Raw genomic sequence first — 13,595 nt, 5'->3', positions numbered from 1 at the left:
CGACCTGGAGTGCGACGTCCAGGTGCAGAGCTTGACCCCCTTGACGGATCAGCAGGTCACGGCGGCCTGGCCGGCCATGGCGCAGACCGTCCGGGCGCTGCTGCCCAAGCTGCGTTCCTGAGCGGCGGCGGACTGACGCGAATCCTCAACCTCTCTTGACCACGGCGACCAGATGGCGCGGCGCCGGCTCCAGCGGTCACTGCTTGCCGGACGCGTTCCCGTCCGCGTTCTGCCCGCCACTCGCCTTGTCCTTCTGCTTCCCCGGTTTCGCGCCGCCCGCGTCCTCGGCGTTGCCTCCGCCGTTCGCGTTCGCGTTCGCGTTCGCCGTGCCCTTGGCCCCGTCCACGCTCTTCGCGTCGGCCGCGTCCGTCAGCGCGGCGCAGTAGGCGCTCACGTTCGCCTCGCCGCCGGCCGCCGCGACGAGCCGCCGGAACGCCGTGGAGTCCAGCGCCTTGCCGTGGTCCCCGAGCTTCTCGTACACACGGCAGTGGGCCAGGGTGTCCTTCGCGGTGGGCGGGCGGCCGGACGCAGCGGGCGCGGAGGACCGCGCGCCGCTGGGCGACCCGGCCGGGGCGCCCGCCGAGACGCTCGGGCGTACGTCCGTCTCCCGTGCCGCGCCCCGGTCATCACCGCCGCCCGCCGAGCCGATCGCCGCGTACGCGACCCCGCCGAGGGTGAGGCTCGCCAGGAGCACGGAGAGCGTGACCCTCAACGACCGCGCCCTGCCCCACCGCGTGCGGGGCCGCCAGTCGTCGCGCCGCCGCGTCCGCGCCCGATGCTCCCCCGCGTCCCTCGCCGCCCGGAAGGCGCCCACGGCCCGGCGCTCCGCCTCGTCCTCGCACTTCTCCCCACGGATGGCCGCGGCGAGCAGTGCTTCCAGGGGGCTGTCGCCGGACGGGGACTCGTGGCCGTACGACTCCTCCCGGCCGGGCACCGAGCCGTCGCCCCGTGCCCGCCCCCGCACGGCCTTCGCCGAGCGCGCATGCCGGCGGCCGGAGGCATCGCCGCTCCGCTCGTCACCCATGCCGTGTCCGTCCCTGTCCGACGTGGCGTCCTGGCCTGTCATGTCGACTCCCCCAGCGTCCGGGGGCCGTCATCCGTCACACTCTCGACGCCCAGCTGATGCGCGAGCCGCTTCAGACCCCGGTACGCGGCCGTACGCACCGCGCCGGGGCGCTTGCCGAGGACGCGGGCGGCGGCTGGGCCGTCCAGGCCGACCACCACCCGCAGCAGCACCGCCTCGGCCTGGTCCCTCGGGAGCCCCCGGACCAGGTCCAGCGCGTACTGGGTGGACAGGGACTCCAGCGCCTGGTCGGGCGTGCTGTGCGGGCCGGGCAGGTCCAGCATGTCCTGCTCCAGCGCCGCCGACCGGGGCCGCACCTTCTGCCGGCGCAGATGGTCCAGGGCCCGGTGCCGGGCGATGGTCGCGGTCCAGCCGCGGAACCCGGCCCCGTCGCCCCTGAACCTGCCCAGGTCCCGGGCGATCTCCAGCCAGGCGTCCGAGGCCACGTCCTCCGCGTCCTCCCCGACCAGCCCGCGCAGATAGCCGAGCAGTCCCGGCTGCACCAGCCGGTAGGCGACCGCGAAGGCGGTCTCGTCGCCCTCCTGGGCCCGCGCGACGGCCGCGCCCAGTTCCCCGTCGTACGCCTGCACGCGGCGGGGTTCCCCTCCCTGGCCCAAAAACTTTCCTGTCCGTGCCGGTTCGTGGCGGTTGCGCACCGTACGGCGCGGTCGCCCTTGCCCATGTCCCCCATGGTCAACAGCGCCGGGCTTCGCGGAAGTGTCACAGCTGGTCGGACATCCCGGGCACCTCTTGTCGAACACCAGTAACACCTGGCTGCGTTCGCACGCTGTGTAAGTGCCACCTGTGTGACAGGTGGTGTTTCTGTGACCAAATCAAAAGGGTGGGGCAGTGAGTCGTCGGAAGAGCCGTGCGTACAGACCGCTCAGCATGAAGCGGAGGGCGTGGCTGACACTCGGCGCGGTGGTCCTGGGGGGCGGCGGCATCGCGACCTATGCCGTGGCCAGTCCGTCGGCCGACGCAGCGCGGGACGTACAGCCCAAGCGGCCGGTGAAGGTCTACGACCTGACGCTGAAGAGCACCGCGACCGGAAAGCGGGAACTGCCGCGGACCGGGACCAAGGAGTTCTCGCTGCTCGGTGTCTCCTGGACGGGGGTGACCAGGCCGCTGGAGGGCACGGCGCAGGTGCGCACCCGCAGCAGCGCGACGGGCGAGTGGTCCGCCTGGCAGGACCTGGAGACGAACATCGACCCGCCGGAGGACCCCGAGGAGCGCAGCGGGGCGCGCGGCGCCTCCGAACCGCTGTGGGTCGGCCCCTCGGACGGCGTGCAGGCGCAGGTCGTCCACGAGGACGGCACCACGAGTGCCGGACTGCCCAAGGGACTCGAGGTCAACCTCGTCGACCCGGGCATCGCGACGGCCGCCGAGCAGCGGAGCGCGGGCGACGACACGGACCCGGCGGCGTTCGCCGTGGACGGGACGACGACGCCGACACCGACCCCGACGGACACCTCGACGCCCGACTCGACGCCGGCCCCCACGCCCACCTCGACGCCCACCTCGTCACCGACCGAGAGCGACAGCGCCTCCTCGTCACCGACGGACACGGCGACGGCCACCGTCTCCCCCACGCCCACACCGACACCGACGCCGACTCCGACCGCCACCGTCCCCACCGCGCCCCCGTCGACGGTTCCGGAGCCCTCGATCGTCTCCCGCGCCGGCTGGGGTGCCGACGAGTCGCTCAGCCCGGACCCGTCGGAGTACAACGCCGATGTGAAGGCCGTCTTCGTGCACCACACGGACGGCACCAACGACTACTCGTGCGCCGACTCGGCGGCGATCGTCCGGGGCATCTACGCGTACCACACGCAGACCAACGGCTGGAACGACATCGGCTACAACTTCCTGGTCGACAAGTGCGGCACGATCTTCGAGGGCCGCAAGGGCGGCGTGGACCTGCCGGTCCTCGGCGCGCACACCTACGGCTGGAACCGTGAGTCCACCGGCATCGCGGTCCTCGGCAACTACACCGACGCGGGTGCCTCCAACGCGGCCCTCACCTCGGTCGCCCGGATCGCGGCCTGGAAGCTCGGCCAGTACGGCGTCGACCCCAACTCCACGGTCCAGCTGAAGGCGGGCGCGACCCAGCGGAACCTCGCCGGTACGAGCTTCACCGCAGGCTCCCTCTACACCTTCAACCGGATCTCCGGCCACCGCGACGGCTACGCCACCGAGTGCCCCGGCACCTCCCTGTACGCCCAGCTGCCCACCCTCCGCGCCTGGGCCTCCGGCCCGGTGCAGGGGCTGAAGCTCACCTCGCTGACCGGCGCGACCCTGTCCGGCTCGACGTACTACTCGAAGGGCGCGATCACGGCGAAGTGGTCGGCCACCACGCCGGGTTCGCTGATCTCGAAGGTCGAGCTGCTGGTCGACGGCAAGGTCGTCGCCACCACCTCCGGTACGGCCACATCGGCGAGCACCACCCTGACCGCGGGCACCCACAAGGTCGCCGTGCGGGCCGTGCACCAGTCCGGCAGGACCGCGACGACCACCGCGCTGACCGTCGCGACCGACACCGCCGCGCCGGTCTTCTCCACCACCCCGAAGGTCACCCTGCGCACCGGCACGGTCAGCACCACCGCCGTCCCGGTCACTCTCGGCTGGAAGGCCACCGACTCCCAGGCCCTGAAGTCGGTGAGCCTGCTGTCCCCGACGACGGCCACCTTCGGCCCGACCACCACCAGCTCCAGCCGCACCGCCAAGCCCGGTACCGCGAGCACCTGGTCGATGAAGGCGTACGACGTCGCGGGCAACACCCGCACCTCGTCGCCGTCGTACACGCCGATGATCCTCCAGGAGACCTCGGCGACGAGGTCCGGCAGCTGGACCACCCGTTCGTCCACCAGCTACCTCGGCGGGAAGTCGTACTCCAGCGGTTCCAAGGGCGCGAGCCTGACCTGGACCTTCACCGGCCGGTCCGCCGCGTGGGTGGTCTCGCGGGCGTCCACCTCCGGGCAGGCGTACGTGTACGTGGACGGCACGAAGGTAGCCACCGTGGATCTGAAGTCCTCGACCACCGCCTACCGCCAGGCGATCTGGACCAAGTCCTGGTCGAGCAGCGCCAAGCACACCGTGAAGATCGTGGTGGTCGGCACCAGCGGCCGCCCGACGATCACCACGGACGGTCTGGTCTACGTCAAGTAGGGCCCCCGGCCCGGCGTGGCCACCGGCTCGGGCGTCCGCTTCCCCGCGTCCCGGGGAGCGGACGCCCGTTCCGCGTTCACCACGACGTGGAGGGTCAGCGCCGCACGCCACCCGTCGCGTCCCGGCACAGCAGCCGCAGCGAGCCGTCCCCGGCGAAGCAGCGGCGGGCCTCGTCCACCGGGTCCCACAGCCGTCCGTCGGGCGTACGGACCCAGTGCTCGCCGCCGCTCGTCCACCACTCGGCACCGGTCTGACGGACGACGACCTCACCGGCGTAGGCGCCGAACCCGCGCAGCACGGTCTCCACGGCGGCGTACGGCGCGCCTTCCCGCCGTATCTCCTCGATCAGCCGGTCGACGCGCCACAGGCTCTGCGCCGAGTAGTCGAGCCGGACGCGGGCGCCCTCGCGCAGGGCCGACACCGCGTCGGCCGCCCAGCGCACGGGCTTGGCCGCGGCGTGGTGTCTGGGGGTGGGCGCGGATGTCTGGCGGGTCGTCACATGAGCTGTCGTATGAGCCGTCACATCAGTCGTCACACGGGGATAAGCGTTCTGGCGAGGTGTTTCGTCACGTGAATCGGGGACCTTCCGCAGGACCGACGCACCTTCGCCGTATCCCTTGCCGGACGGTCACAGGACCCTTTCGGCAGCGAGGTTGACGGCAGAGTGACGATTCCCCGCTCCCCTGCGCTCCTGTCTCTGATGAGCGACTACTTCCATCTCCGCGCGGTGCCGCCCTCGGCCCTGCGCAACAGCGCGAACTGGATGCAACGGCTGTTCGAGGACGACTGGGACGCCGTGCGCGACCGCATAGGACGGCACCGGGAGGAGGTGCTGGACAAGTCCTATCTGGACCACGAACTCCTCTACGCCGGCGCCGAGGTGGTCCTCGGCGGCCTGCCCGTCTACCCGGGCGACCACGACAAGCCGCCCTTCCTGCTGCTGACCGCGGCCCGGGCCAACCGCGTCTCGACCTACCTGGACGCGGCCGACTTCGAGGCCCTGTGGGTGATCGCCCGCGAGGAGCTGCTGCCAAGACACGGCGGCGCGGCCGCGGAACGCGAGGCGCGGGGCGTGTTCGCGGCGGCGCACCGGGATCTGACGGCGTTCTACGGGCAGACGGCGCAGTACGGGGACGCGGTGGTCAAGTGGCTGATCCACTGAGCCGCTTCACCACCGAGCCACCGGTGCTCACCCCCGCCGGCGGCTCCTGCGGGACACCACCGCGCGCAGCACCCGCCGGCCCTCGGTCGAGACCTCCAGGGCCGGGCGCAGTCCTGCCGGGCCGTGTCCTGCGAGGAGTTCCAGGACGGTGATCTGGCGGCGCAGTTCGGCAGCGACGAGCGGGGACATGCCCTCCGTACGGCCCTCGCGGCGGGCGTCGACCGAGTCGCCGGCGTCCTTCAGGGGATCGAGCAGCCGGTGGATCCGCAGCGCGGCGACCGAGCAGGTGTCGGCCCACTCCCGGACCGCGGCGGCGGATCGTTCGACCGGCGCGGCGGCGAGCATCCGACGGGCCATCAGCACGGCCTCGTCCTCGCCGGAGCACTCCTCGTCGGCCGGCCCGAACTCCTCGCCGCCGCCCAGCTTCCCCCGCACCTGCTCCAGCCGTTCGCCCCACTCCTCGGCCCCGGCGTCGTCCGCGAGCCCCGCCCACAGCGGCCGGAGCACCTCGTCGTCGCCGCCGAGCAGTGGCACGCACCGATCCAAACAAGCCAACCCGCTGGCGGCCAGTCCGCGTTCGTCGGCCTGGCCGATCAGCTCCACCAGACTCATCCACGCCTCCCTCGCCAAGCGGTATTCCCTAACGGAACCCGCACTTCCCCTTACTGCGCGCGATGGCCCGGGAGTGTCACAGGGGCACCACACCGAGTCGGTCGAGCATACGGAAGAAGAGGTTTTCGGCCAATGGGTCGGGTTCGGCGCCCAGTACGTCGAGCAGCGGCCCCTCGGCCACTTGGTGCCCCGCCTCCGCGGCCCAGGCCACGGCCCGCACGGCCGCGTCGCGGGGTTCGAGGAAGTAGTCGTCCAGGTTCAGCCCCTCCTCGCCGCCCCCGATGAACCCGGCCATGGCGGCGCGGGCCAGACAGGTCGTCCAGGCCCCGCTCTCCGGCCCCGCCGCCTCCACCGCCACGGACGCGCTGTCCATGACGTATCCGAAGAGCGCGGGTGAACCGGTCTCCAGGGCGAGGGCGTTCATGTTGCCGACGTCGCCCTCGCCGCTCGCGTACTCCCAGACCTGCCATCCGCCGGGCGCCGACTCGCGCAGGACCATGCCCTCGGCGCCGGCCAGCGCGTCCAGCTCGGCCAGCGGCCGCTCCCCGCGGCCCACGACGAAGTAACCCCAGTAGCCCATCCCCGGCCCCCCGGCTGCTCGGTACCGTCAGGGCCCGAATACACCACATTCGTACGGCAGTTCGCAGCAGGACGGACCAAATCCGTCACACTCCGGCGGGTACCGCCGGTCCCCGCCGGGCCTTCTCGTCCTGCATCCGGGTCAGCCGCAGCACGAGCGCGGCGGCGAGCAGGGCGGCCACGAGGTCCAGACCGTCCGCGGCCATCATCTGCGCCGTGGAGTCGTGGATCCGCTGCGCGGTGTCGGCCTCGTCGAACGCGGCGTACAGGACCTGCCCCACCGTGTTCGAGATGAGCCACAGCGTCCACCAGGCGTTGATCAGGCCATGCCCCTCGGGCTTCTCCCGCGTGCTGCTGGCGTCCCAGATGTCGACGACGACCCGGCGCGGGTACCACAGGCTCGCGATCGGCACGACCCAGCCGGCGATCACCCAGGCGCGCGCCTTGCGGTGCCCGTCGGGGGCGAACACCTCGGCGTTGCGCCGGACCCGCCACAGCCAGATCACGAAGACGACGGCGCAGACGAACAGCATGAGCCCCTGGGCGACACCGGCCGCGTCGGTGAGCGTGTCCGCCAGGTCGGACCGGTCCCGTACGGCGGCACCGGTGCCGCCCCCGAGGATGTCGCCCGTGACGTCGTACAGGTAGAGGTCGGCGCCGAGGGCGAACACGTCGACGGCCGCGGTCACCGCCAGGAGTATCGCGGTGGCCCGCCCGAGCCCGACCGGCGAGCGCAGCCAGAGCTTCGGCGCGCCGGGCGGCGGGGCCTGGAAGCCGGGCGAGGCGGCGCACTGTGCGCACAGGACGCCGTCCGGTGCGGCTTCGAAGTGGTGGCAGCGCGTGCAGAGCATGGTGAGGTCCCCCGAGACGTGGATGTTCAGCGAGCTGCGGATGTTCCGCAGGCCGCGCGGGTTCTCCCCAGAGCCTCACGCGCGGCATGCGGAACATACGGTTCGCCCACCCCGTACGTCCACAGGGAATCGCCGGGAACCGCCGGTTCTCGGCTCGGCCGGTCAGCTCGGCCGGTCAGCTCGGCCGGTCAGCCCAGCCGGTCAGCCCAGCCGGTCAGCCCAGCCGGTCCGCGAGCGCCTTGAACCGGGTCCAGGTCAGGGCGGGCCTGCCCGGGGCCCACAGCTTCTGGGCGGTCGCCCGCAGCGGCATCCGGATGCCCGCCGAGACCTGGTCCTGGGTCTGCGCGTTCGGGAAGTCGCACCAGACCGCGAAGGACCCGCCGAGGATCTGGTCGTCGTACCTGGCCGGGACGGCCGCCGTGCCGCGGACGACTCTCGGGGTCCACTGCTCGTAGATCCGCTGCCCCGTCGGATAGAAGAACCTGTTGGGCTGCCCGAGGACGTAGTAGAGGAACTCGTCGTTGTAGTTGACGACCTTGCGGCCCGCGCTCAGATACTCCACCGGCTGCCGGGCGCCGATCTCCTTGCCCGTCCAGTACCCGACCCGGATGTCGCCGGCGGCACGGACGGCGGTGTTCCGGAAGAAGCCGTCGTTCCACGCGCGCGGGGTCTTGCCGTGCGCCCGGACGGTCTCGGCGCGGTCGTTGAGCCAGCCCGTGGTCAGGTCCTCGACGGTGGCGCCGGTGCCGTAGGCCTTGCGGGCGGCGGTGGCGAGCTGCGGGTAGGTCCCCTCGGGGTTGGACACCATCAGCGCGCGGTACTCGTCCCCGCCGAGGTGCCAGTCGGCGCCGGGGAAGAGACCGGCGTACTCGTTCAGCAGGTCGTCCACGATCTTCGCGGAGGCCGGATTGGAGATGTCGACGGCCCCGCGCGCCGCGTATCCCGCCGCGCTGCGCAGCTGGAGCTCGGGGTGCGCGGCGATGACGGCCCCCAGGTGCCCGGGCGAGTCGATCTCCGGTACGACGGCGATGTGCCGCTGTGCCGCGAGCGCGACGATCCTCTTGACCTGCGCCTTGGTCAGGTGCTGCGCGGACACGATCTCCGGGTGCGAGGAGGACTCGATGCGGAACGCCTGGTCGTCGGAGAAGTGCAGCTGGAGTTCGTTGTACTTCAGCTCGCCCAGCTCCCGGACCCGGTCCTCGATCCAGCCGGCCGTGAAGTTCTTGCGCGCGATGTCCAGCGAGAACCCGCGCACCGGCTTGGCGGGCTCGTCGCGCACGACGCCCTCCGGCGCCGTACCGCCGCCGTGCACCTCCTGCTTGAGCGTGCGGGTGCCGTAGAACACGCCCGCGTCACTGGGCCCGCTGATGGCGACCCGCCCGCCGCGCACGGTCATGCGGTACGACTCCGGGTTCGCCCCCTTGGCGGCGTCGATCGTGAGGCGTACGTCCCCGGCGCGGACGTCGTCCTTCTGCCCGGCGTACGTCAGCCCGAGTTCACCGGCGAGCAGGCGCCCCTCGTCGGCGAGGTCGGCGTCGTTCACGAGCACGCGCCGGCCGGCGGCGGGACGCCAGCCGGGGCCGCGCGCCGGGGTGTGGGCGCGGACGGCGGGAATGGTGCGCGGTGTGGTGGACAGCGGGTAGGACCGGGTGGGGCTGGGGGCCGGGCTCGGGATTCTCGACGGGGCCCGGGAGCCGTCCGTTCTGGTCCCCGAGGGCGACTGGGCCTGGGGCATGGCCGATCCGGCCGGGTCGCCGTCGCCGCCCGCCCACAGCCCGAGGCCCACTCCGGCCGCGACGGTGACGGCCACCGCCCCCGCGATCAGCCCCCGCGTCTGTTTCTCCGGTCGCTTCCTGTGCTGGCTCACATCGTCAACCTAGGGCCTCGGGAGAGGGGCACGCGTCCACAGGGGGTTCCGAAACTCTCCCGTGAGGGTGAAATCCGGGCATCCGTCGGACAGGTCATGTCCACACTCGATAACGTGACGTCACACCGCTCACAGCTTCCTCTGCCGAAACACACGTGACGCCCACACATTCTCCCGGCCGACTGGCCATACCGTCCCTGCCGACCGTCCTGGACGCCTTCAACATCGCGCCCGCCGACGAGGCGCGGCCCCTGCTCCTGGGCTGTCTGGGCAGCCTCCGCTGGGCGGAGCGGGTCGTGACCCACCGCCCCTATCCGACCGTGGACGCGCTGCTCGCGGCCGCGGACGAGGCGGCGTACGACCTGACCGCCTCGGATCTCTCCGAGGCCCTCGCGGCCGAGACGCTCCCCGTGCTGCCGGAGGGGGCGTACTCGGCGGCCCACATGGCCATGGGCGCGGCCCACGCGGCCTACGAGGCCCGCTTCGGCCACGCCTTCGTGATCTGCCTGGACGGCCTGCCCGCCGACGAGGCGCTGGACCATGTGCTGGCAGGCATCCGGTCACGATTGACAAACGATCCCGAGGACGAACGGGTCGTGGCGGCGGAGGAACTCCGCCGACTGGCCAGAGGACGTCTGGTGTCGTGCCTGAGGGGCGCGGGGCCGCAGGGCGCATAGCGGGACAGACCACCCCATTAGCCTCCCAGTTCCGCCATCTGCATGCCACTTTGATCACACAGGTAGGCCCCGGCTAAGCCCAGCGGCAGCGCATCGCTACGATGCTGGGGGCCGGTGGACCGTACCCGGCCGGGCCCGACCGACAGCACAAGCCGGCTGGCCCCGATACCCCGCTCCCGGAGGGACTTCCGTGCCGGCTGGAACGCTGTACCGCGGCCGGGAAGGAATGTGGTCCTGGGTGGCTCACCGAGTCACCGGCGTCCTCATCTTCTTCTTCCTGTTCGTTCACGTGCTGGACACCGCTCTCGTCCGTGTCTCCCCCGAGGACTACGACAAGGTCGTAGCCACGTACAAGACCCCGCTCGTCGCGTGCCTGGAGTACGGCCTGGTGGCCGCCATCCTCTTCCACGCGCTCAACGGCCTGCGCGTCATCGCCGTCGACTTCTGGTCGAAGGGCCCGCGCTACCAGAAGCAGATGCTCTGGACCGTCGTGGGCCTGTGGGTCGTGCTCATGATCGGGGCGATCTACCCCGTCCTCGGCCACGCCGCTCGTGAACTCTTCGGGAGCTGATACCGATGGCGACCACTGAAACCACCGCTTCCGGCATCGGCCCCGTGGAGGGCGACTCCGGCTACGGCGTCGACAACCCGGCGCCCCTCATCGAGGCCCCGCGCAAGCGCACGAAGAAGACCCCTCGCTCGACCCGTGGCAACTTCGAGATGGCCGCATGGCTGTTCATGCGCCTGTCCGGTGTCGTGCTGGTCGTCCTGGTCATCGGCCACCTGCTGATCCAGCTGGTGCTGGACGGCGGTGTCTCGAAGATCGGTTTCGCGTTCGTCGCGGGCCGCTGGGCGTCCCCGTTCTGGCAGGTCTGGGACCTGATGATGCTGTGGCTCGCGATGCTGCACGGCGCCAACGGCCTGCGCACGATCATCAACGACTACGCGGAGCGCCCGAACACCCGGCTGTGGCTCAAGGGCCTGCTCTACACCGCCACGGTGTTCACCATCCTGCTGGGCACGCTGGTGATCTTCACCTTCGACCCGAACATCCGCTAGGCACGGGGCTGCGAGAATCATGAAGATCCACAAGTACGACACCGTCATCGTCGGCGCCGGTGGCGCGGGCATGCGCGCGGCCATCGAGTCGACGAAGCGCAGCCGCACCGCGGTCCTGACCAAGCTCTACCCCACCCGCTCCCACACGGGCGCCGCGCAGGGCGGCATGGCCGCCGCGCTCGCCAACGTGGAGGAGGACAACTGGGAGTGGCACACCTTCGACACGGTCAAGGGCGGTGATTACCTGGTCGACCAGGACGCCGCCGAGATCCTGGCGAAGGAGGCCATCGACTCGGTCCTCGACCTGGAGAAGATGGGCCTGCCGTTCAACCGCACCCCGAACGGCACGATCGACCAGCGCCGCTTCGGCGGTCACTCGCGCAACCACGGCGAGGCCCCGGTCCGCCGGTCCTGCTACGCCGCGGACCGCACCGGCCACATGATCCTCCAGACGCTGTACCAGAACTGCGTCAAGGAGGGCGTGGAGTTCTTCAACGAGTTCTACGTCCTGGACCAGCTGATCACCGAGGTCGACGGCGTGAAGCGGTCGGCCGGTGTCGTCGCCTACGAGCTGGCGACCGGCGAGATCCACGTCTTCCAGGCGAAGGCCGTGATCTACGCGTCCGGCGGCTGCGGCAAGTTCTTCAAGGTGACGTCGAACGCGCACACGCTGACCGGTGACGGCCAGGCCGCCGTCTACCGTCGCGGGCTGCCGCTGGAGGACATGGAGTTCTTCCAGTTCCACCCGACCGGCATCTGGCGCATGGGCATCCTGCTGACGGAGGGCGCCCGCGGTGAGGGCGGCATCCTCCGCAACAAGGACGGCGAGCGCTTCATGGAGAAGTACGCGCCGGTCATGAAGGACCTCGCGTCCCGTGACGTCGTGTCCCGCTCCATCTACACGGAGATCCGTGAGGGCCGCGGCTGCGGTCCCGAGGGCGACCACGTCTACCTCGACCTCACGCACCTCCCGCCGGAGCAGCTGGACGCCAAGCTGCCCGACATCACGGAGTTCGCGCGGACGTACCTGGGTATCGAGCCGTACACGGACCCGATCCCGATCCAGCCCACCGCGCACTACGCGATGGGCGGCATCCCGACGAACGTCGAGGGTGAGGTCCTGGCGGACAACACCACCGTCGTCCCCGGCCTGTACGCGGCCGGCGAGGTCGCGTGCGTCTCGGTGCACGGAGCGAACCGTCTGGGCACGAACTCGCTGCTGGACATCAACGTGTTCGGCAAGCGGGCCGGCATCGCGGCGGCGGAGTACAGCCAGAAGGCGGACTACGTCGAGCTGCCGGAGAACCCGGCGGAGCTGGTGGTCGGCCAGGTCGAGGCGCTGCGCTCGTCCACGGGCACCGAGCGTGTGTCGGTGCTCCGCCGCGAGCTGCAGGAGACCATGGACGCCAACGTCATGGTGTTCCGCACCGAGCAGACGATCAAGACGGCGGTCGAGAAGATCGCGGAGCTGCGCGAGCGCTACAAGAACGTCTCGATCCAGGACAAGGGCCGTCGTTTCAACACGGACCTGCTGGAGGCGATCGAGCTCGGCAACCTGCTGGACCTCGCCGAGGTCATGGCGGTCTCCGCGCTGGCCCGCAAGGAGTCCCGCGGCGGTCACTACCGCGAGGACTACCCGAACCGCGACGACGTCAACTTCATGCGCCACACCATGGCGTACCGCGAGGTGGGCGACGACGGCGCCGAGTCGATCCGTCTCGACTACAAGCCGGTCGTCCAGACCCGCTACCAGCCGATGGAGCGTAAGTACTGATGGCAACCCCTGTTCTGGACAAGAAGGACGCGGCCGGCGAGCCCGAGCCCGGTTTCGCCGACTCCCCGTACATCACGGTCACCTTCCGCGTTCGCCGCTTCAACTCGGAGGTCTCGGCCGAGGCCACCTGGGAAGACTTCCAGCTGGAGATCGACCCGAAGGAACGTGTCCTCGACGCCCTGCACAAGATCAAGTGGGACCTGGACGGCTCGCTGACCTTCCGCCGCTCCTGCGCGCACGGCATCTGCGGCTCGGACGCCATGCGGATCAACGGCAAGAACCGTCTGGCGTGCAAGACGCTGATCAAGGACATCAACCCGTCGAAGCCGATCACGGTCGAGCCCATCAAGGGCCTGACGGTCCTGAAGGACCTCGTGGTCGACATGGAGCCGTTCTTCCAGGCGTACCGCGACGTGATGCCCTTCCTGATCACGAAGGACACGAACGAGCCGACGCGCGAGCGTCTGCAGACGGCCGAGGACCGCGAGCGCTTCGACGACACCACGAAGTGCATCCTCTGCGCGGCCTGCACCTCCTCGTGCCCGGTCTTCTGGAACGACGGCCAGTACTTCGGCCCGGCGGCCATCGTCAACGCGCACCGCTTCATCTTCGACTCGCGTGACGAGGCGGGCGAGCAGCGCCTGGAGATCCTCAACGACCGCGACGGCGTGTGGCGCTGCCGCACGACCTTCAACTGCACGGACGCCTGCCCGCGCGGCATCGAGGTCACGAAGGCGATCCAGGAAGTGAAGCGAGCGCTGATCACTCGGCGTTTCTGATCTTCTC

14 protein-coding genes are annotated in these 13,595 nt (G+C 70.9%); 7 read left to right on the top strand and 7 right to left on the bottom strand.

The genetic code is table 11. The annotated features are described in order from the left end of the window. Nucleotides 1-196: 196 nt before the first annotated feature. Together IOD14_RS05295 and IOD14_RS05290 are read right to left on the bottom strand one after the other, a co-directional pair. Complete coding sequence (locus IOD14_RS05295; protein ID WP_212669764.1) at nt 197-1,066, bottom strand: hypothetical protein; 870 nt, start codon at nt 1,064-1,066, stop codon at nt 197-199. Beyond that, nucleotides 1,063-1,680 carry an RNA polymerase sigma factor gene (locus IOD14_RS05290; RefSeq protein WP_123991252.1) on the bottom strand — a complete coding sequence of 206 codons (618 nt, stop codon included), beginning with the start codon at nt 1,678-1,680 and terminating at the stop codon, nt 1,063-1,065. Before IOD14_RS05290 ends, IOD14_RS05295 begins: the two co-directional genes overlap by 4 nt. Nucleotides 1,681-1,951: 271 nt before the next feature. Here IOD14_RS05290 and IOD14_RS05285 point away from each other — a divergent pair, with 271 nt between their 5' ends. Next, on the top strand, nt 1,952-4,228 hold the full coding sequence (locus IOD14_RS05285; protein WP_212669763.1) for a peptidoglycan recognition protein: 2,277 nt from the start codon (nt 1,952-1,954) through the stop codon (nt 4,226-4,228). A gap of 94 nt (nt 4,229-4,322) precedes the next feature. Here IOD14_RS05285 and IOD14_RS05280 read toward each other — a convergent pair whose 3' ends face one another. Further along, nucleotides 4,323-4,727: a hypothetical protein gene (locus IOD14_RS05280; protein WP_174269214.1), complete on the bottom strand. Its 405-nt coding sequence runs from the start codon at nt 4,725-4,727 to the stop codon at nt 4,323-4,325. Nucleotides 4,728-4,928: 201 nt separating this feature from the next. On the opposite strand from IOD14_RS05280, the gene IOD14_RS05275 reads away from it, so the two are divergent. Beyond that, nucleotides 4,929-5,390, top strand: coding sequence for a DUF1877 domain-containing protein (locus tag IOD14_RS05275; RefSeq protein WP_212669762.1), 462 nt, complete (start codon nt 4,929-4,931; stop codon nt 5,388-5,390). Between the two features lie 27 nt (nt 5,391-5,417). Here IOD14_RS05275 and IOD14_RS05270 read toward each other — a convergent pair whose 3' ends face one another. From IOD14_RS05270 to IOD14_RS05255, 4 genes are all read right to left on the bottom strand, one after another. Next, nucleotides 5,418-6,002, bottom strand: a complete 585-nt coding sequence (locus tag IOD14_RS05270) for a hypothetical protein (protein WP_212669761.1) — start codon at nt 6,000-6,002, stop codon at nt 5,418-5,420. A 76-nt stretch (nt 6,003-6,078) separates the two neighbouring features. Further along, on the bottom strand, nt 6,079-6,582 hold the full coding sequence (locus tag IOD14_RS05265) for a hypothetical protein (RefSeq protein ID WP_123991248.1): 504 nt from the start codon (nt 6,580-6,582) through the stop codon (nt 6,079-6,081). 85 nt (nt 6,583-6,667) lie between these two features. Further along, nucleotides 6,668-7,432, bottom strand: a complete 765-nt coding sequence (locus IOD14_RS05260) for a DUF4328 domain-containing protein (RefSeq protein ID WP_212669760.1) — start codon at nt 7,430-7,432, stop codon at nt 6,668-6,670. 214 nt (nt 7,433-7,646) lie between these two features. Next, nucleotides 7,647-9,299 (bottom strand): glycoside hydrolase family 20 protein, encoded by a 1,653-nt coding sequence (locus tag IOD14_RS05255; protein ID WP_212669759.1) that lies wholly within the window; start codon nt 9,297-9,299, stop codon nt 7,647-7,649. 155 nt (nt 9,300-9,454) lie between these two features. Here IOD14_RS05255 and IOD14_RS05250 point away from each other — a divergent pair, with 155 nt between their 5' ends. The 5 genes from IOD14_RS05250 (at nt 9,455) to IOD14_RS05230 (ending at nt 13,588) form a co-directional block, all read left to right on the top strand. Beyond that, on the top strand, nt 9,455-9,976 hold the full coding sequence (locus IOD14_RS05250; RefSeq protein WP_123991245.1) for a 2-oxo-4-hydroxy-4-carboxy-5-ureidoimidazoline decarboxylase: 522 nt from the start codon (nt 9,455-9,457) through the stop codon (nt 9,974-9,976). Nucleotides 9,977-10,166: 190 nt separating this feature from the next. Further along, nucleotides 10,167-10,547, top strand: a complete 381-nt coding sequence (gene sdhC / locus IOD14_RS05245) for a succinate dehydrogenase, cytochrome b556 subunit (protein WP_112474795.1) — start codon at nt 10,167-10,169, stop codon at nt 10,545-10,547. A gap of 5 nt (nt 10,548-10,552) precedes the next feature. Beyond that, complete coding sequence (locus tag IOD14_RS05240) at nt 10,553-11,035, top strand: succinate dehydrogenase hydrophobic membrane anchor subunit (protein WP_037718879.1); 483 nt, start codon at nt 10,553-10,555, stop codon at nt 11,033-11,035. A gap of 19 nt (nt 11,036-11,054) precedes the next feature. Beyond that, the gene (gene sdhA / locus IOD14_RS05235) at nt 11,055-12,809 is read left to right on the top strand and encodes a succinate dehydrogenase flavoprotein subunit (RefSeq protein ID WP_123991244.1); all 1,755 of its coding nucleotides are present in this window, start codon (nt 11,055-11,057) and stop codon (nt 12,807-12,809) included. Continuing rightward, nucleotides 12,809-13,588 (top strand): succinate dehydrogenase iron-sulfur subunit, encoded by a 780-nt coding sequence (locus IOD14_RS05230; protein ID WP_123991243.1) that lies wholly within the window; start codon nt 12,809-12,811, stop codon nt 13,586-13,588. Before sdhA ends, IOD14_RS05230 begins: the two co-directional genes overlap by 1 nt. The last annotated feature ends 7 nt before the right edge of the window (nt 13,589-13,595 follow it).

Source organism: Streptomyces sp. A2-16, assembly GCF_018128905.1.
Taxonomy (GTDB): Bacteria; Actinomycetota; Actinomycetes; order Streptomycetales; family Streptomycetaceae; genus Streptomyces.
This window is presented reverse-complemented; position numbering and strand designations above follow the sequence as displayed.